A 23379-nucleotide genomic window follows, 5' to 3' on the forward strand; every position below is an offset into this window, starting at 1 on the left:
CCGCCGAGGCGCCGGCCGCGGAGGCGCCCACCCGGACCCGCCGGGCCGCCCGCACGCGGGTGGCGGTCGAGACCGCCGCGCAGATCGAGATCCCGGAGCAGGCCGCCGCCGAGGCGCCCGCCAACGGGCGTGGGCGGCGTGAGCAGGGCGAGCCGACCGCCGAGGTCGCCGAGACCGGCACGCGCCGTCGTGGCGAGCGCGCCGAGCGCCCCGCCGAGGAGCAGGGCGAGCAGCGCGAGGGCGGCGAGCGCGAGGGCCGCCGCGAGCGGCGCGAGCGCGGCCAGAACCGGCGCGACCGCGGCGAGCGGGGCAACGAGCGCGGCGAGCGGGCCGAGCGCGGTGAGCGTGCGGAACGCGGCGAGCGTGGCGACCGCGGCAACGAGCGCGGCGAGCGCGGCAACGACCGCGGCGACCGGGCCGAGCGCGGCGAGCGCGGCAAGCAGCAGCAGCAACAACAGCAGCAGGACAACGGCCCGCTGGACGACGACGACTTCGAGGGCGGCGGCCGTCGGCGTCGTGGCCGCTACCGCGACCGCAACCGTCGTCGCGGCGGCCGTGAGGGCTTCGAGACCAACGAGCCCGTGCTGGCCGACGACGACGTCCTGGTCCCCGTCGCGGGCATCCTGGACATCCTCGACAACTACGCCTTCGTGCGGACCTCGGGCTACCTGCCCGGCTCCAACGACGTGTACGTCTCGCTCGCCCAGGTCCGCAAGAACGGCCTGCGCAAGGGTGACGCGATCGTCGGCGCGGTGCGTCAGCCGCGCGACGGCGAGCGTCGGGAGAAGTTCAACGCCCTCGTGCGGCTGGACACGGTCAACGGCATGGAGCCGGAACAGGCCCGCCAGCGCGCCGACTTCAACAAGCTGACCCCCCTGTACCCGCAGGACCGGCTGCGCCTGGAGACCGACTCCAGCGCGCTGACCACGCGGATCATCGACCTCGTGTCGCCGATCGGCAAGGGCCAGCGCGGTCTGATCGTCGCGCCGCCGAAGGCGGGCAAGACGATGGTGCTCCAGGCCATCGCCAACGCGATCACCGTGAACAACCCCGAGTGCCACCTGATGGTCGTGCTCGTGGACGAGCGCCCCGAAGAGGTCACCGACATGCAGCGGTCGGTGAAGGGCGAGGTCATCTCCTCGACCTTCGACCGCCCCGCCGAGGACCACACGATCGTCGCCGAGCTGGCCATCGAGCGGGCCAAGCGCCTGGTCGAGCTGGGCCACGACGTGGTCGTGCTGCTCGACTCGATCACCCGCCTGGGCCGCGCGTACAACCTCGCGGCGCCCGCCTCCGGCCGCATCCTGTCCGGTGGTGTCGACTCGACCGCGCTGTACCCGCCGAAGAAGTTCTTCGGCGCCGCGCGCAACATCGAGAACGGCGGCTCGCTGACCATCCTCGCCACCGCGCTCGTCGAGACCGGCTCGCGCATGGACGAGGTGATCTTCGAGGAGTTCAAGGGCACCGGCAACATGGAGCTCAAGCTCGACCGCAAGCTCGCCGACAAGCGCATCTTCCCGGCGGTGGACGTGGACGCGTCCAGCACCCGCAAGGAAGAGATCCTGATGGCGCACGACGAACTCGCGGTGGTCTGGAAGCTGCGCCGGGTGCTGCACGCGCTCGACCAGCAGCAGGCGATCGAACTGCTCCTGGACAAGATGAAGAAGACCAAGAGCAACGGCGAGTTCCTCATGCAGATCCAGAAGACCACGCCGATGCCGAACGACTAGCAGGGCCCAGGCGTGGGGTCCGGGGGTCGCTCCCGGATCGGCACAGTCAGAAGACCACGCCGATGCCGAACGACTGATCGATCCGACTGCTCGTCGTACGTAAGACATGGCAGCGCGTCCGCCGGGAGGGAATGCCGCGACCCCGGTCGTGGTTGGGCGGTACAGACCCTGATTTGGGTCCGGTCGCCCCCTCCTGGCAGACTGCTCTGTCGGCCCCGGTTCACGTGATGCCCATTCGGGCGTACGACCCGGCGCCCTCCCGAACCTCAAGGAGACTCCCGTGAAGCCCGACATCCACCCCGAGTACGTGGAAACCACCGTCACCTGTGGCTGTGGCTCGACGTTCACCACGCACAGCACCGCGACGAGCGGCCAGATCCGCGTCGAGGTCTGTTCGCAGTGTCACCCGTTCTACACGGGGAAGCAGAAGATCCTCGACACGGGCGGCCGGGTGGCGCGCTTCGAGAAGCGTTTCGGTACGCAGCCGGTGGCCGGCAAGAAGTAGCGACCCTGCGGCGCCGGAGGAGCGGTGGGCCTTGTCCAAGGTCCGCCCCGCCCCTCCGGCGCCGTTCGTTTGTCTCCGGAAGCCGTACTCCGGAAGCCGGTCCCGAAATCCCGTCCGGCTCCGGTAGCCCCGTCGTCACCGATCCCGCCGAGTTCGCGGCCACAACCAGAGGAGCCCCCAGTGTTCGAGGCGATGGACGACCTGCTCGCCGAGCACGCCGACCTGGAGCGGCAACTCGCCGACCCGGCCGTGCACACTGACCAGACGCGCGCCCGCACCCTCGGGCGGCGCTACGCCGAACTGGGGCCGATCGTGGATGCCTACCGGCAGTGGTCGAGCGCCGCCGACGACGTCGAGGCGGCCCGCGAACTGGTCGCCGAGGACCCGGACTTCGCCGCCGAGGCGGCCGAGGCCGAGGAGCGCCGCGAGGAGTGCGCGGAGAAGCTGCGCCGACTGCTCGTGCCGCGCGATCCGGCCGACGACAAGGACGTGATCCTGGAGGTCAAGGCGGGCGAGGGCGGCGAGGAATCCGCCCTGTTCGCGGGCGACCTGCTGCGGATGTACCTGCGCTACGCCGAACGCGCGGGCTGGAAGACCGAGATCCTCGAGTCCAACGAGTCCGACCTCGGCGGTTACAAGGACGTTCAGGTCGCGGTGAAGACCAAGGGCAACCCCGCGCCCGGCGAGGGCGTTTACGCCCGGCTGAAGTTCGAGGGCGGCGTGCACCGCGTACAGCGGGTCCCCGCCACCGAGTCGCAGGGCCGCATCCACACCTCGGCGGCCGGCGTCCTGGTCCTGCCCGAGGCGGAGGACGTCGAGGTCGAGATCAACGCCAACGACCTGCGCATCGACGTGTACCGCTCGTCCGGTCCCGGCGGCCAGTCGGTCAACACCACCGACTCCGCGGTGCGCATCACGCACCTGCCCACCGGCATCGTGGTCTCCTGCCAGAACGAGAAGAGCCAGCTCCAGAACAAGGAGTCGGCCATGCGCATCCTGCGCGCGCGGATGCTCGCCGCGGCCCAGGAGGAGGCCGACAAGGAAGCCTCCGACGTGCGCCGCAGCCAGGTCCGCACGGTGGACCGCTCCGAGCGCATCCGGACGTACAACTTCGCGGAAAACCGGATTTCCGACCACCGCGTGGGCTACAAGGCGTACAACCTGGACCAGGTGCTCGACGGCGATCTCGATCCGGTCATCCAGGCGTGTGTGGACGCCGACATGGCCGCCCGGCTCGCCCACCAATAACGGAGACGAGATGAATCTGCTGCTCGCCGAGGTGGCCCAGGCCACCCTGCGACTGGCCGACGCGGGCGTTCCCTCTCCGCGCTTCGATGCCGAGGAACTGGCGGCGTACGTGCACGGCGTCAAGCGCGGCGCCCTGCACACGGTTGCCGACGGGGACTTCGACGCGCGGTTCTGGGAGGCCGTCGCGCGCCGCGAGGCCCGCGAGCCGCTGCAGCACATCACCGGGCGCGCCTTCTTCCGCTACCTCGAACTCGAGGTGGGTCCGGGCGTGTTCGTACCCCGCCCGGAGACCGAGGTGGTGGTCGGGTGGGCGATAGACGCGCTGCGCGCGATGGACGTGGCCGAGCCGCTCGTGGTGGACCTGTGCACCGGCTCCGGCGCGATCGCGCTCGCGGTCGCGCAGGAGGTGCCGCGCTCCGTGGTGCACGCGGTCGAGCTGGACCCGGGCGCCTATGTCTACGCCGAACGCAACGCGAGCGGGTCGCGGGTGATCCTGCACCGGGGCGATGCGCTCTCGGCGCTGCCGTTGCTGGACGGCACGGTCGACCTGGTGATCAGCAATCCGCCCTACGTGCCGCTGGAGGAGCGGGACGAAATGGCGCCCGAGGCGCGCGACCACGATCCGGAGCTGGCGCTGTTCTCCGGGCCGGACGGGCTCGACTTCATCCGGGTCCTGGCCAAGACCGCCTACCGCCTGTTGCGGCCGGCGGGGCTCGTGGTGGTCGAGCACGCGGACACCCAGGGCGGCGCGGTGCCGTGGATCTTCAACGAGGAGGCCGGCTGGGTGGACGCGGCCGACCACCGCGATCTGACCAACCGCCCCCGCTTCACCACCGCGCGCAAGGAAGGCGCGTGAACCGCGCGCCCCGCCCGGCGGCCGGACCCGCGCGGCCCGCAGCACCCGCAGCACCCGCAGCACCCGCATTGCCCGCATCACTCGTACCCCCCGCTTCGCCCGTACCGTCTGTACCGTTTCTGGAGGTAAGTGCCCGATGAGCCGACGCTACGACTGCTCCGACGCGATGGACCGCGGGCTCGGGCTGCGGGAGGCGACCGGGTCGATCAAGCGCGGTGATCTGGTCGTGCTGCCGACGGACACCCTGTACGGCATCGGCGCGGACGCCTTCACCCCGCACGCGGTGCACGCGCTCCTGGACGCCAAGGGCCGCGGTCGCAACATGCCCTCGCCCGTCCTGGTCGGCTCGCCCAACACGCTGCACGGGCTGGTCACCGGCTTCCCCGAGGTCGGGTGGGAACTGGTCGACGCGTTCTGGCCGGGCGCACTGACCATCGTGGCCTTCCACCAGCCCTCGCTGATGTGGGATCTGGGCGATACGCGCGGCACGGTCGCGGTGCGTATGCCGCTGCACCCGGTGGCGATCGAGCTGTTGACCGAGACCGGGCCGATGGCGGTCAGCAGCGCGAACCGTTCCGGCAACCCGGCGGCGACCACGGTCGACGAGGCCGAGGCGCAGCTCGGCGATTCGGTGTCGGTGTACCTGGACGGCGGCAGTTGCCCCTCCACCGCGCCGTCCTCGATCGTCGATCTGACCGCCGGCCGCCCCCGGCTGCTGCGTGAGGGTGCCCTGTCGTTGGAGACGTTGCGCGAGGTCGTTCCCGACCTGGAGGGCGTGAATTGACCGCGCCCCCTCCGGTCGGCCGGCCCCTCGGGCACACCTACGGGCCCTACGGCTCCGCGGCCGACTCGTTCCGGATCCTGTTCGTGTGCACGGGGAGCATCTGCCGCTCCCCGATTGCCGAACGGCTGGCGCGGCTCGGCCTGCAGCGCCGGCTCGCCGCGGACGACGCGGTGCGGCTGAGCGTGCAGAGCGCCGGGACCTGGGGCCACGAGGGCGCCCCGATGGAGCCGCACGCGGCCGAGGTGCTGCTCGAATACGGCGCCGACCCGGGCGACTTCCACGGGCGCGAGCTGCTCGACGAACATGTCGCCGAGGCGGACCTGGTGCTCACCGCGACCCTGGACCATCGCGCGCACGTGGTGTCCATGGGGCACGCGTCGGGCCTGCGTACCTTCACGCTGAAGGAGTTCACCCGGCTGGTCGCGGTGCTGGAACGGGCCCCCTACCCCGAGCGCGACCTGGTCCAGCGCGGGCGTTCGCTCGTGCGGGCCGCCGCGGCGCTGCGCGGGCGGTTGGCCGCGCCCGATCCGGAGTGGGACGAGGTGGCCGATCCGTACGGCGCGCCGCTGAGCGTGTTCCGGGCCTGCGCCTCCGATATCGGCTCGGCGCTGGACCCGGTGCTGACCGCGCTCACCGGGCACCCCGCGCACACGCACTGACCGGCGCGCCCCCACGGGCCCCGGAGCGTTCGCGCGCACGGCCCGACAACGGCGCGGAATCGCCCCCGGAAGGCCCTGTCCGTGTCCGGACCCCCGCCCTATCGTGGAGAGGTCCCTGCGGCCTTGAGGAGCGATGCCATGGGCACTCCCGACGCCCCGTCAACTCCCTTCTGGGGACCGGACTTCCTCGCGCTGCGGCGAGAGGATCCGGAGATCGCCGAGGTGTTGCTCGGCGAGTTGGCCCGGCAGCGCGGCGGCCTCCAGTTGATCGCCGGGGAGAACTTCACCTCGCCGGCCGTGCTCGCCGCGCTGGGCAGCACGCTCGCCAACAAGTACGCCGAGGGTTATCCCGGGCGGCGCTACTTCGGCGGCTGCGCCGAGGCGGACCGGGCCGAGCGGCTCGCGGTGGGCCGGGCGCTGGCCCTGTTCGGCGCGGAACACGCCAACGTGCAGCCGCACTCGGGTACCGCCGCGAACCTGGCGGTGTACGCGGCGCTGCTGAGCCCGGGCGAGACGATCCTGGCCATGTCGCTGCCGCACGGCGGGCATCTGACCCACGGCTCGCGGGTGAACTTCTCCGGTCGTTGGTTCCACGCGGTGGCCTACGGGGTCCGCGAGGGCGACGAGCGGATCGACTACGAGCAGGTCCGGGACTTGGCCCGGGCGCATCGGCCCCGGCTGATCGTGTGCGGTGCGAGCGGGTATCCGCGCCTGGTCGACTTCGCCGCCTTCCGCCGCATCGCCGACGAGGTGGGCGCCTACCTGATGGTGGACGCGGCGCACTTCGCGGGACTGGTCGCGGGCGACGCGACGGCCTCGCCGATCCCCTGGGCCGACGTGGTCACCGCGACCACGCACAAGGTGCTGCGCGGGCCGCGCGGCGGGCTGATCCTGTGCCGCGAGGAGTTCGCCGAGCGGATCGACCGCGCGGTGTTCCCGTTCAGCCAGGGCGGCCCGCACATGCACGCGGTGGCCGCGAAGGCGGTCGCGCTGCGCGAGGCGGGCACCCCGGCGTACCGCGCCTACGCGCGCCGGGTGGTGGCCAACGCGCAGGCCCTGGCGCAGGGTCTGCAGGCCGAGGGGTTGCGGCCGGTCACCGGCGGCACCGACACCCACATGGCGCTGCTGGACCTGCGGGGGATCGGGGTGAGCGGTCGGGATGCGGAGCGCCGCTGCGAGCGGGCCGGGATCACCCTGAACAAGAACGCGATCCCGTTCGACCCGGCCAAGCCGATGATCGCGTCCGGGATTCGGGTCGGCACGGCCGCGGTGACCACGCAGGGGATGACCGAGACGGACATGAAGGAGATCGCCCTGCTTCTGGGTCGGGCGGTGCGCGAGGACGATCCGGCGGTCCTGGGCGAGGTGCGGGCGGCGGTCGGCGAGCTGGTGGCCACACATCCGGCCTACCCGGGGCGGTGAGAGCCGGCGGGAGTGTTCGCGCCGGCGGGCCCGATGAGACCTATGCGACCGACGGGCCGCAATCGCCCTCCGGGGTGGCTGGGATCAGGGTGTTTGTGGTTACGTGTGGGGCGACGGGCCGGTGGTGGCGCCACCGAGCTTGGTGCGATCGTCCCTCGCCGGTGCAGGTTCGGCGATTCTCCCGGTGAGCGGCGGCACGTCTAGTCTGATGCCCGTGCTGCCGCTGGGATGTGCCGAAGCCGGGGACGGTTGAGTCTTGCGCGAATACCTGCTCACGCTGTTCGTCGCCGCCGCGGTGACCTACCTGCTGACGGGCGCCGTCCGCCGCTTCGCGATCGCCGCCGGGGCGATGCCCGAGATCCGTGCGCGCGACGTGCACAAGGAGCCGACGCCGCGCCTGGGTGGGTTGGCGATGTTCGGCGGATTGTGCGCGGGCCTGCTGATGGCCCGGCATCTGCCGGTGCTCTCCGAGGTGTTCACCGCCTCGACCGACGTGCAGGCGCTGCTGTCCGGGTGCGCGCTGATCTCGGTGCTCGGGGTGATCGACGACAAGTGGGGCGTCGACGCGATCATCAAGCTGCTCGGCCAGGCGCTCGCCGCGGGCGTGATGGTCTGGCAGGGCATCGTGATCCTGTGGTTGCCGATCCCCGGCTACGGCCCGGTCAGCCTGACGCCGACCCAGGGCACGCTGCTGACCATCGGGATAGTGGTCATCACGATCAACGCGGTGAACTTCGTGGACGGCCTGGACGGCCTCGCGGCCGGGATGGTGTGCATCGCCGCACTCGCGTTCTTCGGATATTCGTACCGCTTGTGGTTCGGTTACGGTGTGTCGTCGGCCGCGGCACCGACGCTGTTCAGCGCGCTGTTGATCGGTATGTGTGTCGGCTTCCTGCCGCACAACCTGCATCCGGCGCGCATCTTCATGGGGGACTCGGGGTCGATGCTGATCGGCCTGATGCTCGCCGCGTCCGCGGTCACCCTCACCGGGCGGATCGACCCGGAGGCGATCACCGCGCAAAACGGCGGTTCGATGGCCTTCACCACGCACAAGCTGGTGCCCGTCTACATCCCGCTGGTGTTGCCGTTCGCGGTGCTGATAGTGCCGCTGATGGACCTGGTGATGGCGGTCGGCCGGCGCGGCTGGGCCGGGCGCTCGCCGTTCGCGGCGGACAAGGGACACCTGCACCACCGGCTCCTGGAGATCGGCCACTCGCACAGTCGCGCGGTGCTGATCATGTACTTCTGGTCCGGGCTGATCGCGTCGTTCACGGTGCTCATCTCGGTGCGGCCGGAACGGCGTCCGATCGTCTACGCGGGACTGGGGCTGATCGCCATCGGCCTGGTGTTCCTGATGCTCCCGCGGTTCAAGCCGCATGTGCCGACGGAGCTGCACAACGTGGTTCCGCCGCGCTATCGGCGGCTCCGGCGCGGGAGGCGCGGCGCGAACGTTCCGGCCGACACGATGGTTCCCGGCGAATCAGACGGCGTACGGCTGAACGGAGCAACCGCCACACCCGCAACAGAGTCCTCGACAAATCCCACGGACCCCTCCCGACCTGCGCATTTGCCTGCGGGAAGAGGGGCGCGAAAGGGTGGGGCAGGGCTGTGAGCTTGTACACACGAACGGGTAAAGCTCTGCTCAAATAGTTTGTGATATCGTTCACGAACCAGGATCAATGGCCGATGAACCCCCAGCAACGAGGGTTCTGGTCCTTCACGGCCAATCCCGAGCGTTGCGTCGCCCCGAGCCCTGCTCGGACGACTGATCCGCCCCCTGCCCCCCACTGATGCCGGAGTCACCGACATGCAGGCCAACGACGTCCGCCTTCTCCGTGGTTCGGTCGTGCCCACGACCGCGGCCGGAGTGATCGCGGCAGTCGCGGCTTTGCTCGCGGCCGGTGGCAAAGGACTTCTCGGCGCGGTGTTCGCCACCGTCGTCGTCCTGGCCTTCTTCGTGATCGGCCAGGTCGCGATCGGTCGGATCTCGCGCGACAACCCCATGATGATGATGAACATGGCGTTGTTCACCTACATCGTGCAGATCCTGCTCCTGGGGTTGGTTCTGTTCCTGTTCAAGGACACCGAGGCGTTCGACACGAAGGTGTTCGGGCTCACCATCCTCGGGGCCACGCTGGTCTGGGTCGCCTCGCAGGTGTGGGTCTTCACCCGGCTGAAGATCGCCTATGTCGAACCGGATGGAGAGCGATGACATACGCACAGCGCCCTTCCGGGCCGGCGCGGTGTTCAGCCTCGCCGCCGGTACTGCTAATGTCCGGGGCGTCATGAGCGAGAGAGGCCCCCGTCCACCGGACCGAGAGAATCGGGCGATGGACGGTGCCGCATGGTCGAGTGTCGGTTATCTGCTGAGCGGCATGCTCATCTACGGCGGCATCGGCTGGCTGATCGACCGGTGGACCGGCCACTCCGCACTGTTCCTGCCGATCGGCCTGGTCGTCGGAATCGCTCTGGCCCTTGTTCTGGTCTTTGTCCGCCACGGCAGGTCCTCCTGACCGGGCCCTGTTGCGTGCCGCTCCGTGGCCCCTCGCCACGCCGACACATCGAGGTAGCCGAAAACATGCTTCACGACGAAGGAGTCGGTGGTGACTGCTGACGTCCAGACGCTCGCCAGCGAGAGCGGATGTCACCTGTTCTCCGGGTGCGGCTTCCCCTCGCCCGGGCTGAACGTCTTCGAGTTCAAGCCGATCTTCTCCATCGGGGCCTTCGACTTCACGAAGCCGATGTTGCTCGCGCTCATCTCGATGCTGCTGGTGATCGGCTTCTTCTGGAGCGCGTTCGCCAAGCCCAAGATGGTGCCGCGCGGCGCGCAGAACGTCGGCGAGTTGGGCTACCTGTTCGTTCGCGACAACATCTCGCGGGAAACGATCGGCAAGAAGGGCGACCCCTACGTCCCCTTCCTGTTCTCGATCTTCTTCTTCGTCTGGGTCATGAACGTGATGGCGATCATCCCGTTCGCCCAGTTCCCCGCGACCTCGCGCATCGCCTTCCCGGCATCGATCGTCGGCATCGTGTGGGTGACCTACCTGGTCCTCGGCATCAAGAACCAGGGCTTCGTCGGTTACTTCAAGAACATGATGTTCCCGCCCGGTCTGCCGAAGGCGATCTACTTCCTCCTCGCCCCGATCGAGCTGCTGCAGGGTCTGATCACCCGGCCGTTCACGATGGCGGTCCGACTGTTCGCGAACATGTTCGCCGGACACATGCTGATCGTGACGTTCAGCGTCGGCGCCTGGTATCTGCTCGGCTTCCACATCGGGGCGCTCTACTCGGCCACCTCGTTCCTCGTGGTCGTCGTGCTGACCGCGTTCGAGCTGATGATCCAGGCGCTGCAGGCGTACATCATCACGCTGCTCGCGGCGTCCTACATCTCGACGTCGCTCGAAGCCGAGCACTGAGAGACCCGCAGACCTTTCTCTCCTCGACCGTCGTCCGGTGGATCGTCCATCGGCCTCGAAAAAAGGATCAGTTCCCATGATGAACCTCGCCGCCGAAGGCGTACATGGCAGCCTCGGTTCCATCGGTTACGGCCTCGCCGCCATCGGCCCCGGCATCGGTATCGGCATCATCTTCGGTAACGGTGTCCAGGCGATGGCCCGTCAGCCCGAGGCCGCCGGACTGGTTCGCCAGAACATGCTGCTCGGCTTCGCCCTCGCCGAGGCGCTCGCCCTCATCGGCGTCGTCATGCCGTTCGTCTACGGCACCTGATCAACCCGCTACGGACGGAAGGTCCTCACACCGTGATTGACTTCGCCAACAGCGAGGAGAAGATGAACCCTCTTCTCCCGCCGCTCGACGAGATCATCATCGGTGGCGTGGCGTTCCTCATCGTTTTCGGTTTCCTGTGGAAGGTGCTCCTTCCCAAGATCGCGAAGACGCTGGCGGACCGTACGGACGCCATCGAGGGCGGTCTCAAGCGCGCCGAAGAGGCGCAGGCCGAGGCCCAGGCCGAGCTGGAGCGCTACCGCACCCAGCTCGCCGAAGCCCGTCGCGAGGCCGGTCGCCTCACCGAGGACGCCCGCGAGCAGGGTGCCGTCGCCATCGCGGAGATGCGCGCCGAGGGCCAGCGGATCAAGGACGAGATCGTCACCGCCGGCCACACCCAGATCGAGGCCGACCGCAACCAGGCCCAGAACGCGCTGCGTCAGGACGTCGGCAAGCTCGCCGTCTCCCTCGCGTCGCGCATCGTCGGGGAGTCGCTCGAGGACGAGGCGCGTCAGCGTCGGGTCGTCGACCGCTTCCTGGAGGAGCTGGAAGTCAAGGCTTCCGCCGGAGCGAGCTCGGAGAAGGTGCGCTGATGCAGGGCGCCAGCAGGGAATCCCTCGCCGCGGCTCGTGAGCGCCTGGACGCGCTCGCGACCGCGACCGGTACCGACATGGTCGCGTTGGCCCAGGAACTCCACTCCGTGGTGATCCTGCTCGACAAGAACGTGTCGCTGCGTCGGGTCCTCACCGACTCGACGCGCTCCGGGGAGGCCCGTGCGGCCTTCCTGGCAGAGCTTCTGTCCGGTCAGATCTCCGGAACCGCGGCGGATCTGCTCGGCGGACTCGTGCGTACGCGCTGGTCGCGGCCGACCGACCTGGTCGACACGATCGCCGAACTCTCGGTGTCCGCCGAGCTGATCGCCGCAGAGCGTGACGGCAGGCTCGACGAGCTGGAGGACGAGCTCTTTCGTTTCGGCCGGATCGTGGCGGGCGAGCGCGAACTGCGCTCGACCCTGACCGACCCGGGCGTGGCGAACGAGCGCAAGGCGGAGCTGGTCTCCGGTCTGCTGGAGGGTCGGGCCCAGCCCGTCACCCGGCGACTGGTCGCCAGGCTTGTCGCACACCCGCGCAGCCGTAATCTTGAACACGGGCTCGAGTCGTACGCGCGCCTCGCCGCCGATCGCCGGCGTCGCATGGTCGCGTTGGTCACGGTCGCCCTGCCCCTCACCGAGGAGCAGCGCACCCGTCTGGCCGCGGCGCTGGGCCGGATGTACGGCCGCGAGATCCACCTCAACGTGGAAATCGATGCCGACGTCATCGGCGGGGTCCGCGTGGAGATCGGTGACGACGTCATCGACGGCACCGTGACCACACGTCTCGAAGAGGCGGGCCGACGGCTCGCCGGTTGAGACACCGGACGACAGGGGTGTCGTCGACCATCCGGGAAAACCCCCGGACCGGACCGGCGACCCCCACAGCAGCACCGCGGTTCCGTACGACAAGCGACGGACAGCGGACCGTTAACCCCACCACCTAGGAGAGCAGGGACACCAGATGGCGGAGCTCACGATCCGGCCGGAGGAGATCCGGGACGCGCTGGAGCGCTTCGTCGCCTCGTACGAGCCGGAGACTGCCGCGCGCGAAGAGGTCGGTACCGTCACCGAGGCGTACGACGGCATCGCCAAGGTCGAGGGCCTGCCCTCGGTCATGACGAACGAGCTGCTCAAGTTCGAGGACGGCACCCTCGGTCTGGCGCAGAACCTCGACGTCCGCGAGATCGGTGTCGTCATCCTCGGTGACTTCAGCGGTATCGAAGAGGGCCAGAAGGTCCGTCGTACGGGCGAGGTTTTGTCGGTTCCGATCGGTGACGGCTACCTGGGTCGCGTCGTCGACCCGCTGGGCCAGCCGATCGACGGCCAGGGCGAGATCGAGTCCGAGGGCCGTCGTGCCCTGGAACTGCAGGCCCCCGGCGTCATGATGCGCAAGTCGGTCCACGAGCCGATGCAGACCGGCATCAAGGCGATCGACGCGATGACCCCGATCGGCCGCGGCCAGCGTCAGCTGATCATCGGCGACCGGCAGACCGGCAAGACCGCGGTGTGCCTGGACACGATCATCAACCAGCGCGACAACTGGCGCTCGGGCGACCCGAAGAAGCAGGTTCGCTGCATCTACGTCGCGATCGGCCAGAAGGGCACGACCATCGCGTCCGTGCGCCGCTCGCTCGAAGAGGCCGGCGCGCTGGAGTACACCACGATCGTCGCCGCCCCGGCCTCCGACCCGGCCGGCTTCAAGTACCTCGCCCCGTACACCGGTTCGGCCATCGGCCAGCACTGGATGTACCAGGGCAAGCACGTGCTCATCGTGTTCGACGACCTGTCGAAGCAGGCCGAGGCGTACCGCGCCGTGTCCCTGCTGCTTCGTCGTCCGCCGGGGCGCGAGGCCTACCCCGGTGACGTCTTCTACCTGCACTCGCGTCTGCTCGAGCGTTGCGCGAAGCTCTCGGACGAGCTCGGCGGCGGCTCGATGACCGGTCTGCCGATCATCGAGACCAAGGCCAACGACGTGTCGGCGTACATCCCGACCAACGTCATCTCGATCACCGACGGCCAGTGCTTCCTGGAGTCCGACCTGTTCCTGCAGGGCGTGCGCCCCGCGGTCAACGTCGGTATCTCGGTCTCGCGAGTCGGTGGCTCGGCGCAGATCAAGGCGATGAAGAGCGTCGCGGGTCGACTCCGCGTCGACCTGGCCCAGTACCGCGAGCTGGAGGCGTTCGCGTCCTTCGGTTCCGACCTGGACGCCACCTCCAAGGCTTCGCTCCAGCGTGGTGCGCGCATGGTCGAACTGCTCAAGCAGGGTCAGTTCGAGCCGTTCGCGATCGAGCTCCAGGTCGTCTCGATCTGGGCCGGTACCACCGGCAAGCTGGACGAGGTGCCGGTGCAGGACATCCGCCGCTTCGAGAAGGAGCTGCACGACTACCTGCAGCACAAGCACGCGGGCCTGCTGACCGGGATCGTCGAGACCGGCAAGCTGGAAGACGACACCGTGATGGCGCTCACCGACGCGGTGGACTCCTTCAAGCAGACGTTCACCAAGTTCGACGGCGAGCCGTTGATCCAGGACGTGGCGCCTGCCGGTCTGACGAAGGAAGACGTCGGCCAGGAGAAGATCACCCGTCACGTGGCCAAGTCCGAGTAAAGAACGGAGAACCCTGACCAATGGGAGCCCAGCTTCGGGTCTACCGGCGTCGGATCCGTTCCGTGTCGGCGACCAAGAAGATCACGCGCGCCCAGGAGCTCATCGCGGCGTCGCGGATCGTGAAGGCGCAGCAGCGCGTCGCGGCCTCCAAGCCGTACGCCGACGAGCTGACGCGCGCCGTTTCCGCGGTCGCCACCTTCTCCAGCACGCAGCACCCGCTGACCACCTCGGTGGAGCGGCCCACCCGGGCCGCGGTGCTGTTGGTTACCAGTGACCGCGGTTTCGCGGGCGGCTACAACTCGAATGCCATCAAGGCCACCGAGCAGCTGGTCAAGCTGCTCGAGGACGAGGGCAAGACGGTCGACCGCTACGTGATCGGGGCCAAGGGCATCGGATTCTTCCAGTTCCGCGATGTGGACCTGGCCGGGCAGTGGAAGGGATTCTCCGACCGCCCCGAGTACTCCGACGCCAAGAAGGTGGCAGGTGAGCTGATCGACGCGTTCGTGACGCCCACCGACGAGGGCGGTGTGGACGAGATTCACCTCGTCAGCACCGAGTTCGTCTCCATGCTCACGCAGAACCCGGTCGCGGTGCGGGTGCTCCCGTTGGCGGTCGAGGAGACGGACGAGCCGCCGGCCGGCGGTCCCTTCCCGCTCTACGACTTCGAGCCCTCGGCCGAGGGTGTTCTCGACGCACTGCTGCCGCGGTACGTGGAAAGTCGCATCTTCAACGCCCTGTTGCAGTCCGCCGCTTCCGAGCACGCGGCCCGCCGGCGGGCGATGAAGTCGGCGACCGAGAACGCCGAAGACCTCATCCGGACCCTCTCTCGTCTGGCGAACAATGCCCGCCAGGCCGAGATCACCCAGGAAATCAGCGAGATCGTCGGTGGCGCCAACGCCTTGGCCGACGCGACCGCGGGGAGTGATTAGACATCATGACTGCCACTGTTGAGACGGCCGCTGCCACGGGCCGCGTCGCCCGCGTCATCGGCCCGGTCGTCGACGTGGAGTTCCCCGTCGACGCGATGCCGGAGATGTACAACGCGCTGCACGTCGACCTGGACCTCTCGGACCAGGGCGAGGGGGAGGGCAAGACCACGCTCACCCTCGAGGTGGAGCAGCACCTTGCCGACGGCATCGTGCGTGCGATCTCGATGCAGCCCACCGACGGCCTCGTTCGCGGCGCCGTCGTCACCGACACCGGCTCGCAGATCTCCGTCCCCGTGGGCGACGTCACCAAGGGCCACGTGTTCAACGCCCTCGGTGAGGTCCTGGACGTGGACCGGGCGAGCTTCGAGGTCACCGAGCGCTGGCCGATCCACCGCCAGGCGCCGGCCTTCGACCAACTCGACTCGAAGACCGAGATGTTCGAGACCGGCATCAAGGTCATCGACCTGCTCACCCCGTACGTCAAGGGTGGCAAGATCGGCCTGTTCGGTGGCGCGGGCGTCGGCAAGACGGTGCTCATCCAGGAGATGATCGTCCGTGTCGCCCGTCTGCACGAGGGTGTGTCGGTGTTCGCCGGCGTCGGCGAGCGCACTCGTGAGGGCAACGACCTGATCGAGGAAATGAAGGAAGCGGGCGTCTTCGAGCAGACGGCGCTCGTCTTCGGCCAGATGGACGAGCCCCCGGGCACCCGTCTGCGCGTGGCGCTGTCCGGTCTGACCATGGCGGAGTACTTCCGCGATGTGCAGAAGCAGGACGTGCTGCTCTTCATCGACAACATCTTCCGGTTCACCCAGGCCGGTTCCGAGGTGTCGACGCTGCTCGGCCGCATGCCCTCCGCAGTGGGTTACCAGCCGACGCTCGCCGACGAGATGGGCACCCTCCAGGAGCGCATCACCTCGACCCGCGGTCACTCGATCACCTCGATGCAGGCGATCTACGTCCCCGCGGACGACCTGACCGACCCGGCCCCGGCCACGACGTTCGCGCACCTCGACGCCACGACGGTGCTCTCGCGTCCGATCTCCGAGCTGGGCATCTACCCGGCCGTGGACCCGCTGGACTCGACGTCCCGGATCCTGGACCCGCGCTACGTCGCGCAGGACCACTACGACTGTGCGATGCGCGTCAAGAGCATCCTGCAGAAGTACAAGGACCTCCAGGACATCATCGCGATTCTGGGTATGGACGAGCTGTCCGAAGAGGACAAGCTCACCGTGCACCGCGCGCGTCGCATCCAGCGCTTCCTGTCGCAGAACACCCACGTGGCGAAGCAGTTCACCGGGCTCGACGGATCGGACGTCCCGCTGTCCGAGACCATCGAGGCGTTCAACGCGATCGCCGACGGCAAGTACGACCACGCTCCCGAGCAGGCGTTCTTCATGCTCGGTGGGCTGGACGACCTCGAGAAGAAGATCGCCGAGCTCAACAAGGGCTGACGATCGCCTGATCGACGAGGGGCGGTCCCGCACGGGTCCGCCCCTCGTGTCGGTTCCCGGTACCCGCCGCGCGCGGGTACCGGAAACCCGCCGGCGTTCGAGCCGGTTGGAGCCAGGCCCGTCCGGGCCACTATCCTTGGACACCACCCGCCCCTCGAGGGCGGAGGCGAAGACCCGCGTGTCTTCGACCCGACATGAGGAGCCACGTTGGCTGAGCTGCACGTCGAGCTGGTCGCGGCCGACCGCAAGGTGTGGTCCGGCGAGGCCACCATCGTCATCGCACGCACCGCGGACGGTGACATCGGCATCCAGGCCGGTCACCAGCCGGTCCTCGGAGTGCTCGAATCCGGCCCGGTGACGATCCGTCAGGCCGACGGTTCGGTCGTCATCGCGGCGGTCCACGGCGGGTTCATCTCGTTCGCGGACAACAACCTTTCGCTGCTCGCCGAGATCACCGAGCTGGCCGACGAGATCGATGTCGCCCGCGCGGAGCGGGCGCTCGAGCGCGCCGGCGCGGCGAAGGACGCGGGCGCCGAGCGGCGCGCGGAAACGCGTCTGCTCGCCGCCCAGCGGCGCTAGATCCGGTAGCGGCACCAGAGCCCGGACCGACACACGGCCGGGACCACTGCTCAACGCGCGAACGAGGAGGTCGATCGGGATGGTCCTCGTTGTGCTGAGCGTGGTGTCGGCCGTCGTCGTGGTGTTGGTCGTCGGTGTCGCGGCGTTCGCGTTGCGTCGTCGACTCATCCAGCGACCGGGCGGCACCTTCGACTGTTCGTTGCGTACGCGCCCACCGGTATCCCCGGCCGGCGCAGCCGGTTCCACCGCCGCGGCGTCCCCCGGACAGACTCCGGGAGGCGCCGCGTCGTCGTCCCCGGAGGGTGCCGGGAAGGCACCGGCGGACGGCGATCCGGCCGCGCCGTCGGCCGATCCGGACCACGGCAAGGGCTGGGTCTTCGGGATCGCCCGCTACAGCGGCGACCGGATCGAGTGGTTCCGGGTGTTCAGCTACGCGCCGCGCCCGCGTCGGGTGTTGCAGCGCGCGGGCATCCATGTGATCGGTCGGCGGGAGCCGGCCGGCCAGGAGGAGTTGGCGCTGCTCGCCGGCGCGGTGATCCTGGTCTGCGAACACGCCGGCGACCGGATCGAACTGGCCCTGAGCGACGACGCGTTGACCGGCTTCCTGGCCTGGCTGGAAGCGGCACCGCCGGGACAACGGGTCAACGTCGCCTAGGCTCCGTCCGACCGGTTCAGCGGTTGGCGCCCGGTACCCACAGCACGTCGCCGACCTCGCGGTTGGCGTGCCGGGCCAGGATGAACAGTAGGTCGGACAGGCGGTTGAGGTATTTCACCGTCAGCGGGTTCATCGAGTCGCCGTGCACCTCCAGGGCCGCCCACGTGGTGCGCTCGGCACGGCGGGCGACGGTGCGGGCCTGGTGCAGCAGGGCCGCGCCCGGGGTGCCGCCGTTGAGGATGAAGCTGCGCAGCTTCTCCAGGTTCTCGTTGTACGCGTCGCAGGCCGCCTCCAGGGCGTCGATGTAGCTCTGCTCGACCCGCAGCGGCGGATACTTCGGGTCCTCGACCACCGGGGTGGACAGGTCGGCGCCCAGGTCGAACAGGTCGTTCTGGACGCGGGTGAGCAGCGTGACGACGTCCTCGTCGAGGTTGCCGAGCGAGAGCGCGACGCCGATCACCGCGTTCGTCTCGTCCACGTCGGCGTAGGCCGCGAGCCGCGGGTCGGTCTTGGCCGTGCGCGACATGTCGCCGAGGGCGGTGGTGCCGTCGTCGCCGGTGCGGGTGTAGATCCGGGTGAGGTTGACCATGTACGCACCCTAACGGCGCGCCTGCGCCCGGCTTTGTCTCGGCTTGGTGCCGTCCGTAAGCGGGTCCCGGAATCAGTACGATTCTCCGATGGACAGGTTCCGGGTGACAGGTGGTCAGCGGCTCGCCGGCGAGGTGCGGATCACGGGCGCGAAGAACAGCGCGCTGAAATTGATGGCGGCCGCGTTGCTCGCGGAGGGCACCACGGTGCTCGAGGAGGCTCCCCGGATCCTCGACGTCGAGATCATGAGCGAGTTGTTGCGGCGCCTCGGGTGCGAGGTCGAGGGCGAGACCACCGGAACGGTGCGGATCGACGTGCCGGCCGCGCCGCGCTTCGAGGCGGACTACGACCTGGTGCGCAGCATGCGGGCGTCGATCTGCGTGCTCGGGCCGCTGCTCGCGCGCTGCGGCGAGGTGCACGTCGCCTACCCGGGTGGCGATGCGATCGGCTCGCGCGGTCTGGACATGCACATCGAGGGCCTGGTCAAGCTCGGCGCGACCGTGGAGAACTCGCACGGCGTGCTGATCGCCAAGGCGCCGAAGGGATTGAAGGGCACCACGGTCTGGCTGGACTTCCCCAGCGTCGGCGCGACCGAGAACATCCTGATGGCCGCGGTCCTGGCCGACGGGCGCACGGTGATCGACAACGCGGCCCGCGAGCCGGAGATCGTGGACATCTGCGCGATGCTCACCGAGATGGGCGCGCGGATCGAGGGCGCGGGCTCGTCCACCCTGGAGATCGAGGGCGTCGACGGGCTCAAGCCGGTGCGCCACCGCACCGTCCCGGACCGGATCGTGGCCTGCACCTTCGCGGTCGCGGCGGCGATGACGCTGGGCGATGTGACGGTGCGCAACGCGCATCCGGAACATCTGGAGATCGCGCTCGACAAGCTGACCCTCGCCGGCGCCGAGGTCTCGCACGTGCGGGACGGCTTCCGCGTGGTGATGGACCGGCGGCCGAAGGCGGTGGACGTGGTGACGCTGCCGTACCCGGGGTTCGCGACCGACATGCAGCCGTTCTTCGCGGCGATGAACTCGATCGCCGAGGGCTCGGCGATGATCACCGAGAACCTCTTCGAGGCACGGTTCGTGTTCCTCCAGGAACTGCTCCGGCTCGGCGCGTCGATTCGCACCGACGGGCACCACGCGATCGTGCGCGGGGTGGAACAGCTGTCCGGCGCCCCGGTGTTGACCGCCGACATCCGCGCGGGCGCGGGTCTGGTGCTGGCCGGTCTGGTGGCCGACGGGGACACCACGGTGAGCGGGGTGCACCACATCGACCGCGGCTACACGGGCCTGGAGGTACAGCTCCAGTCGCTCGGCGCGAAGATCGTCCGGGAGCCGGAACCGGAGAGTACCTCGCGTTTCTGACGGATCGTCAGGTGGGGGTGCGCGGATCCCGGGGCCGCTGCGGCTACGCTCCGGGCGAAGGGCGTTCGTGCGCGGACGCCGGCTCGGGATCGTGTACTGGAGAGGTTGCGCAGTGACCAAGAAGATCGCCGTCATCGGGGCCGGGTTGATGGGATCGGGCATCGCCCAGGTCGCCGCCCGGGCGGGCCACACCGTCGTGCTGCGCGATGTCACCGACGCCGCGCTGGCCCGTGGTCTGAGCGGGATCGAGGCCTCGTTCGAGAAGTTCACGGCCAAGGGCGCGCTGAGCGCGGAGGACGCCTCGGCGGCGCTCGCTCGGATCACCACCACCATCGACCTGGACGCGGTGGCGGACGCGGACGTCGTGGTCGAGGCGGTGTTCGAGAAGGTCGAGATCAAGCAGGGCGTCTTCCGCGAACTGGACCGCATCTGCAAGGCCGACGCGGTGCTCGCGACCAACACCTCGGCGATCCCGATCACCGAGATCGCCGCGGTCACCGGCCGCCCGGAGGCGGTGGTCGGCATGCACTTCTTCTCCCCGGTGCCGCTGATGAAGTTGTGCGAACTGGTCCGCGGCTTCAAGACCTCGGACGAGACGCTGGCCGCCGCGCGGGAACTCGCCGAGGAGATGGGCAAGACCTGCATCGTGGTCAACCGGGACGTGGCCGGCTTCGTGACCACCCGGCTGATCACCGCGCTCACCGTCGAGGCGGTCAAGCTGTACGAGGCGGGTGTGGCCACCGCCGAGGACATCGACATCGCCTGCCGGCTCGGTTTCGGACACGCGATGGGCCCGCTGGCCACCGCGGACCTCACCGGCGTGGACATCATGCGCAACGCGACGAGCAACATCTACACCGAGACCAAGGACGAGAAGTTCGCGCCGCCGGAGCTGCTGAACCGCATGGTGGCCGCGGGCGACCTGGGTCGGAAGTCGGGCAAGGGCTTCTACGCCTACTGAGCGGGTGGCGCAACGGGTGGTGCGCAATCGGCGCATCATCCGACCACTCGTCACCGGTACGAGTGAAGTCCACTGTGATGAGTGAGGATTATCGGGTTTTGGGTGTTCTGCTGGGGAGTCGAACCGTCATCGATCGGACGGACTCCCCAGGAGGAGACGATGCGCGTTTGGGGCGACCCGCGTGAGTTGCACTTGGAAGGCGTGCTCGACGTGCGGTCCACCACCGACGTCCGGTTGGCGCTGCACGACGCGCTGGACCACGGCGACGGCGATCTGATTCTCAACCTCACCCACGTGCCCATGCTGGACACCACCGGCCTGGGTCTGATCGTCGGCGCGCATCGGCGCGCGGGCCGACGCGAGCGCCGACTGGTGCTGATCGGCGTCAATCCCGACGTGCACCGCGTCCTGGTGCTGACTCGATTGCACCGCATCCTCACCCTCCGCCAACCCACCGCGGCCTGATGGGACGGTGCGTCGACCGGCGCCGACACACTGTCAGGCAGGCCGGGAAACGACTTGCGGGCTGTGGTCGATCACACCTGTCCGGAGCGGTTACCCGTCAGTACACTCCGTGGTAAGCAGGGCCGAACCAGGCGCGGTGACAGCGGACCAGCGGGGTTGCCCAGGCCGGTAGTCGCCGAGATCCGGTCGGTCCGGAACCTCCGGAGGTATTCCGTGGCGAGCCAGACGCCCTCAGCTCAGCCCTCGCAGCCGACCCCGGTCGAGCGCGACCGCCCCTGGGTCATGCGCACCTACGCCGGTCACTCCTCGGCCGCCGCGTCCAACGCGCTGTACCGCCGCAACCTGGCCAAGGGCCAGACCGGTCTGTCCGTGGCCTTCGATCTGCCCACCCAGACCGGCTACGACCCCGACCACGAACTCTCCCGCGGCGAGGTGGGCAAGGTCGGCGTACCGATCTCGCACATCGGCGACATGCGCGAACTCCTGGACGGCATCCCCGTCGAGGGCATGAACACCTCGATGACGATCAACGCGACCGCGCTGTGGTTGCTCGCGCTGTATCAGGTGGTAGCGGAGGAGCAGGGCGCCGACGTCGCCAAGCTCACGGGCACCACGCAGAACGACATCATCAAGGAATACCTCTCGCGCGGGACCTATGTCTTCCCGCCCGGCCCCTCGCTGAAGCTGATCACCGACACGGTCGCCTACACCGTCTCGCACCTGCCCAAGTGGAACCCGACCAACATCTGCAGCTACCACCTCCAGGAGGCGGGCGCGACGCCGGTGCAGGAGATCGCCTACGCGATGTGCACCGCGATCGCCGTGCTGGACGCGGTCCGCGACTCCGGGCAGGTGCCGCAGGAGCGCATGGGCGACGTGGTCCAGCGCATCTCCTTCTTCGTCAACGCCGGTGTGCGCTTCGTCGAGGAGATGTGCAAGATGCGGGCGTTCGTGCAGCTGTGGGACGAACTCACGCTGGAGCGCTACGGCGTGCGCGATGCCCGACAGCGCCGATTCCGCTACGGCGTACAGGTCAACTCGCTCGGGCTGACCGAGGCGCAACCGGAGAACAACGTCCAGCGCATAGTGCTGGAGATGTTGGCCGTGACGTTGTCCAAGGACGCCCGGGCCCGGGCGGTACAGCTGCCGGCCTGGAACGAGGCGCTGGGCCTGCCCCGGCCGTGGGACCAGCAGTGGTCGTTGCGGATCCAGCAGGTGCTGGCCTACGAGTCGGACCTGCTGGAGTACGGCGACATCTTCACCGGCTCGCATGTGATCGAGGCCAAGGTCGCGGACCTGGTGGCGGGCGCGCGCGAGGAGATCGACCGGGTACAGGCGATGGGCGGCGCGGTAGCGGCGATCGAGTCGGGCTACATGAAGTCGCAACTGGTCGGCTCGCACGCGGCCCGGCGGGCCCGGATCGAGGCGGGCGAGGAGGTGGTGGTCGGGGTGAACCGGTTCGAGACCACCGAGGAGAACCCGCTCACCGCGGACCTGGACGCGGCGATCATGAGCGCCGACCCCGACGCCGAGCGCTCGGCGATCGAGAAGGTCCGGGCGTGGCGGGCGGCCCGCGATCCGCAGGCGGCGGAGGCGGCGATGACGCGGTTGCGCGAGGACGCCCGGTCGTGGAAGGCGGCCGACGCGGTCAACCTGATGCCGGCCACGCTGGCGTGTGTACGGGCCGGGGTGACCACGGGGGAGTGGTCGCAGGCGCTGCGCGAGGAGTTCGGCGAGTATCGCGCGCCGACCGGGGTGTCCGGGGTGGTCGGCGTGCAGGATGGCGCCGGGCTCGGCGAGGTGCGGGGGGCGGTGCGCCGGACCGGGGAGGAACTGGGCGGGCGGCTGCGGTTGTTGGTCGGGAAGCCGGGGCTGGACGGGCACTCGAACGGGGCCGAGCAGATCGCCGTTCGGGCGCGCGATGTCGGGTTCGAGGTGGTGTACCAGGGGATTCGGCTGACGCCGGCGCAGATTGTCGCGGCCGCGGTGGAGGAGGACGTGCACTGTGTGGGGCTGTCCATCCTGTCGGGGTCGCATCTGGAGTTGATCCCCGACGTGCTCTCGCGCATGCGCGGCGCGGGGATCGGTGATGTGCCGGTGGTGGTGGGCGGGATCATTCCAGCCGCGGATGCGGCGTCGTTGTTGGCGCAGGGGGTGGCGGCCGTGTTTACGCCGAAGGACTTCGGGATCACGGAGATCATGGGGCGGATTGTTTCGGTGATTCGGGAGGCGAACGGGCTGTCCGCCTGAGTGG

General features: G+C 69.3%; 24 protein-coding genes. 23 read left to right on the forward strand and 1 reads right to left on the reverse strand.

Features of this window, described 5'->3' with window-relative positions; translation table 11 throughout:
- The 19 genes from rho to ACWGR4_RS46680 form a co-directional block, all read left to right on the forward strand.
- The coding region (rho, locus tag ACWGR4_RS46590; RefSeq protein ID WP_452134335.1) for a transcription termination factor Rho at nucleotides 1–1730 on the forward strand (1730 nt) is incomplete at its 5' end.
- 280 nt (nucleotides 1731–2010) lie between these two features.
- Entirely contained in the window at nucleotides 2011–2235 is a 225-nt protein-coding gene (gene rpmE, locus ACWGR4_RS46595; protein ID WP_078975440.1) for a 50S ribosomal protein L31, read from the forward strand.
- Between the two features lie 180 nt (nucleotides 2236–2415).
- Nucleotides 2416–3483, forward strand: a complete 1068-nt coding sequence (gene prfA, locus ACWGR4_RS46600) for a peptide chain release factor 1 (protein ID WP_078975439.1) — start codon at nucleotides 2416–2418, stop codon at nucleotides 3481–3483.
- A gap of 10 nt (nucleotides 3484–3493) precedes the next feature.
- Nucleotides 3494–4339, forward strand: a complete 846-nt coding sequence (gene prmC / locus ACWGR4_RS46605; protein WP_452130307.1) for a peptide chain release factor N(5)-glutamine methyltransferase — start codon at nucleotides 3494–3496, stop codon at nucleotides 4337–4339.
- Nucleotides 4340–4475: 136 nt separating this feature from the next.
- Nucleotides 4476–5123, forward strand: coding sequence for an L-threonylcarbamoyladenylate synthase (locus ACWGR4_RS46610; RefSeq protein WP_078975437.1), 648 nt, complete (start codon nucleotides 4476–4478; stop codon nucleotides 5121–5123).
- Nucleotides 5120–5782 carry an arsenate reductase/protein-tyrosine-phosphatase family protein gene (locus ACWGR4_RS46615; RefSeq protein ID WP_379994970.1) on the forward strand — a complete coding sequence of 221 codons (663 nt, stop codon included), beginning with the start codon at nucleotides 5120–5122 and terminating at the stop codon, nucleotides 5780–5782. The genes ACWGR4_RS46610 and ACWGR4_RS46615 overlap by 4 nt, the downstream gene beginning before the upstream one ends.
- A gap of 138 nt (nucleotides 5783–5920) precedes the next feature.
- The gene (locus tag ACWGR4_RS46620; RefSeq protein WP_452130308.1) at nucleotides 5921–7204 is read left to right on the forward strand and encodes a serine hydroxymethyltransferase; all 1284 of its coding nucleotides are present in this window, start codon (nucleotides 5921–5923) and stop codon (nucleotides 7202–7204) included.
- 256 nt (nucleotides 7205–7460) lie between these two features.
- The gene (locus tag ACWGR4_RS46625; RefSeq protein WP_452130309.1) at nucleotides 7461–8816 is read left to right on the forward strand and encodes an MraY family glycosyltransferase; all 1356 of its coding nucleotides are present in this window, start codon (nucleotides 7461–7463) and stop codon (nucleotides 8814–8816) included.
- Between the two features lie 234 nt (nucleotides 8817–9050).
- A complete protein-coding gene (locus ACWGR4_RS46630; protein WP_379994976.1) occupies nucleotides 9051–9416 on the forward strand; it encodes a hypothetical protein in 366 nt (121 codons plus the stop codon).
- Nucleotides 9417–9534: 118 nt separating this feature from the next.
- A complete protein-coding gene (locus ACWGR4_RS46635) occupies nucleotides 9535–9717 on the forward strand; it encodes an AtpZ/AtpI family protein (protein ID WP_078975432.1) in 183 nt (60 codons plus the stop codon).
- Between the two features lie 87 nt (nucleotides 9718–9804).
- The gene (atpB, locus tag ACWGR4_RS46640) at nucleotides 9805–10620 is read left to right on the forward strand and encodes a F0F1 ATP synthase subunit A (protein ID WP_379994978.1); all 816 of its coding nucleotides are present in this window, start codon (nucleotides 9805–9807) and stop codon (nucleotides 10618–10620) included.
- Nucleotides 10621–10696: 76 nt separating this feature from the next.
- Nucleotides 10697–10930: an ATP synthase F0 subunit C gene (atpE, locus tag ACWGR4_RS46645; RefSeq protein WP_355543063.1), complete on the forward strand. Its 234-nt coding sequence runs from the start codon at nucleotides 10697–10699 to the stop codon at nucleotides 10928–10930.
- Nucleotides 10931–10992: 62 nt separating this feature from the next.
- Nucleotides 10993–11520 (forward strand): F0F1 ATP synthase subunit B, encoded by a 528-nt coding sequence (locus ACWGR4_RS46650; RefSeq protein WP_235618905.1) that lies wholly within the window; start codon nucleotides 10993–10995, stop codon nucleotides 11518–11520.
- The gene (locus tag ACWGR4_RS46655) at nucleotides 11520–12335 is read left to right on the forward strand and encodes a F0F1 ATP synthase subunit delta (protein WP_379994980.1); all 816 of its coding nucleotides are present in this window, start codon (nucleotides 11520–11522) and stop codon (nucleotides 12333–12335) included. The genes ACWGR4_RS46650 and ACWGR4_RS46655 overlap by 1 nt, the downstream gene beginning before the upstream one ends.
- A 145-nt stretch (nucleotides 12336–12480) precedes the next feature.
- Nucleotides 12481–14124 (forward strand): F0F1 ATP synthase subunit alpha, encoded by a 1644-nt coding sequence (atpA, locus tag ACWGR4_RS46660; RefSeq protein WP_379994982.1) that lies wholly within the window; start codon nucleotides 12481–12483, stop codon nucleotides 14122–14124.
- 20 nt (nucleotides 14125–14144) lie between these two features.
- Nucleotides 14145–15053, forward strand: coding sequence for a F0F1 ATP synthase subunit gamma (locus ACWGR4_RS46665; protein WP_078975427.1), 909 nt, complete (start codon nucleotides 14145–14147; stop codon nucleotides 15051–15053).
- A 5-nt stretch (nucleotides 15054–15058) separates the two neighbouring features.
- Nucleotides 15059–16507, forward strand: a complete 1449-nt coding sequence (gene atpD, locus ACWGR4_RS46670; protein ID WP_452130310.1) for a F0F1 ATP synthase subunit beta — start codon at nucleotides 15059–15061, stop codon at nucleotides 16505–16507.
- A 207-nt stretch (nucleotides 16508–16714) separates the two neighbouring features.
- The gene (locus ACWGR4_RS46675; protein ID WP_078975425.1) at nucleotides 16715–17086 is read left to right on the forward strand and encodes a F0F1 ATP synthase subunit epsilon; all 372 of its coding nucleotides are present in this window, start codon (nucleotides 16715–16717) and stop codon (nucleotides 17084–17086) included.
- 79 nt (nucleotides 17087–17165) lie between these two features.
- Complete coding sequence (locus tag ACWGR4_RS46680) at nucleotides 17166–17741, forward strand: DUF2550 domain-containing protein (RefSeq protein WP_101897034.1); 576 nt, start codon at nucleotides 17166–17168, stop codon at nucleotides 17739–17741.
- 16 nt (nucleotides 17742–17757) lie between these two features.
- Here ACWGR4_RS46680 and ACWGR4_RS46685 read toward each other — a convergent pair whose 3' ends face one another.
- Complete coding sequence (locus tag ACWGR4_RS46685; RefSeq protein WP_078975424.1) at nucleotides 17758–18330, reverse strand: cob(I)yrinic acid a,c-diamide adenosyltransferase; 573 nt, start codon at nucleotides 18328–18330, stop codon at nucleotides 17758–17760.
- 88 nt (nucleotides 18331–18418) lie between these two features.
- On the opposite strand from ACWGR4_RS46685, the gene murA reads away from it, so the two are divergent.
- From murA to ACWGR4_RS46705, 4 genes are all read left to right on the forward strand, one after another.
- Entirely contained in the window at nucleotides 18419–19699 is a 1281-nt protein-coding gene (gene murA / locus ACWGR4_RS46690) for a UDP-N-acetylglucosamine 1-carboxyvinyltransferase (RefSeq protein WP_379994988.1), read from the forward strand.
- Between the two features lie 112 nt (nucleotides 19700–19811).
- Nucleotides 19812–20660, forward strand: a complete 849-nt coding sequence (locus ACWGR4_RS46695) for a 3-hydroxyacyl-CoA dehydrogenase family protein (RefSeq protein ID WP_379994990.1) — start codon at nucleotides 19812–19814, stop codon at nucleotides 20658–20660.
- A 159-nt stretch (nucleotides 20661–20819) separates the two neighbouring features.
- Nucleotides 20820–21125, forward strand: coding sequence for an STAS domain-containing protein (locus ACWGR4_RS46700; RefSeq protein ID WP_379994992.1), 306 nt, complete (start codon nucleotides 20820–20822; stop codon nucleotides 21123–21125).
- Between the two features lie 282 nt (nucleotides 21126–21407).
- Nucleotides 21408–23375 (forward strand): protein meaA, encoded by a 1968-nt coding sequence (locus ACWGR4_RS46705; protein WP_379997249.1) that lies wholly within the window; start codon nucleotides 21408–21410, stop codon nucleotides 23373–23375.
- Nucleotides 23376–23379 lie beyond the last annotated feature (4 nt).

This window comes from Embleya sp. NPDC055664 (assembly GCF_053618075.1).

Bases quoted from the DNA above. Each gene is read 5' to 3' on its own strand.
- ACWGR4_RS46665 (WP_078975427.1), top strand. From the start codon at position 14,145: ATGGGAGCCCAGCTTCGGGTCTACCGGCGTCGGATCCGTTCCGTGTCG.
- atpE (WP_355543063.1), top strand. From the start codon at position 10,697: ATGATGAACCTCGCCGCCGAAGGCGTACATGGCAGCCTCGGTTCCATC.
- ACWGR4_RS46620 (WP_452130308.1), top strand. From the start codon at position 5,921: ATGGGCACTCCCGACGCCCCGTCAACTCCCTTCTGGGGACCGGACTTC.
- ACWGR4_RS46635 (WP_078975432.1), top strand. From the start codon at position 9,535: ATGGACGGTGCCGCATGGTCGAGTGTCGGTTATCTGCTGAGCGGCATG.
- ACWGR4_RS46680 (WP_101897034.1), top strand. From the start codon at position 17,166: ATGGTCCTCGTTGTGCTGAGCGTGGTGTCGGCCGTCGTCGTGGTGTTG.
- ACWGR4_RS46650 (WP_235618905.1), top strand. From the start codon at position 10,993: ATGAACCCTCTTCTCCCGCCGCTCGACGAGATCATCATCGGTGGCGTG.
- murA (WP_379994988.1), top strand. From the start codon at position 18,419: ATGGACAGGTTCCGGGTGACAGGTGGTCAGCGGCTCGCCGGCGAGGTG.
- ACWGR4_RS46655 (WP_379994980.1), top strand. From the start codon at position 11,520: ATGCAGGGCGCCAGCAGGGAATCCCTCGCCGCGGCTCGTGAGCGCCTG.
- ACWGR4_RS46610 (WP_078975437.1), top strand. From the start codon at position 4,476: ATGAGCCGACGCTACGACTGCTCCGACGCGATGGACCGCGGGCTCGGG.
- ACWGR4_RS46705 (WP_379997249.1), top strand. From the start codon at position 21,408: ATGCGCACCTACGCCGGTCACTCCTCGGCCGCCGCGTCCAACGCGCTG.
- ACWGR4_RS46700 (WP_379994992.1), top strand. From the start codon at position 20,820: ATGCGCGTTTGGGGCGACCCGCGTGAGTTGCACTTGGAAGGCGTGCTC.
- prmC (WP_452130307.1), top strand. From the start codon at position 3,494: ATGAATCTGCTGCTCGCCGAGGTGGCCCAGGCCACCCTGCGACTGGCC.
- atpA (WP_379994982.1), top strand. From the start codon at position 12,481: ATGGCGGAGCTCACGATCCGGCCGGAGGAGATCCGGGACGCGCTGGAG.
- ACWGR4_RS46685 (WP_078975424.1), bottom strand. From the start codon at position 18,330: ATGGTCAACCTCACCCGGATCTACACCCGCACCGGCGACGACGGCACC.
- atpD (WP_452130310.1), top strand. From the start codon at position 15,059: ATGACTGCCACTGTTGAGACGGCCGCTGCCACGGGCCGCGTCGCCCGC.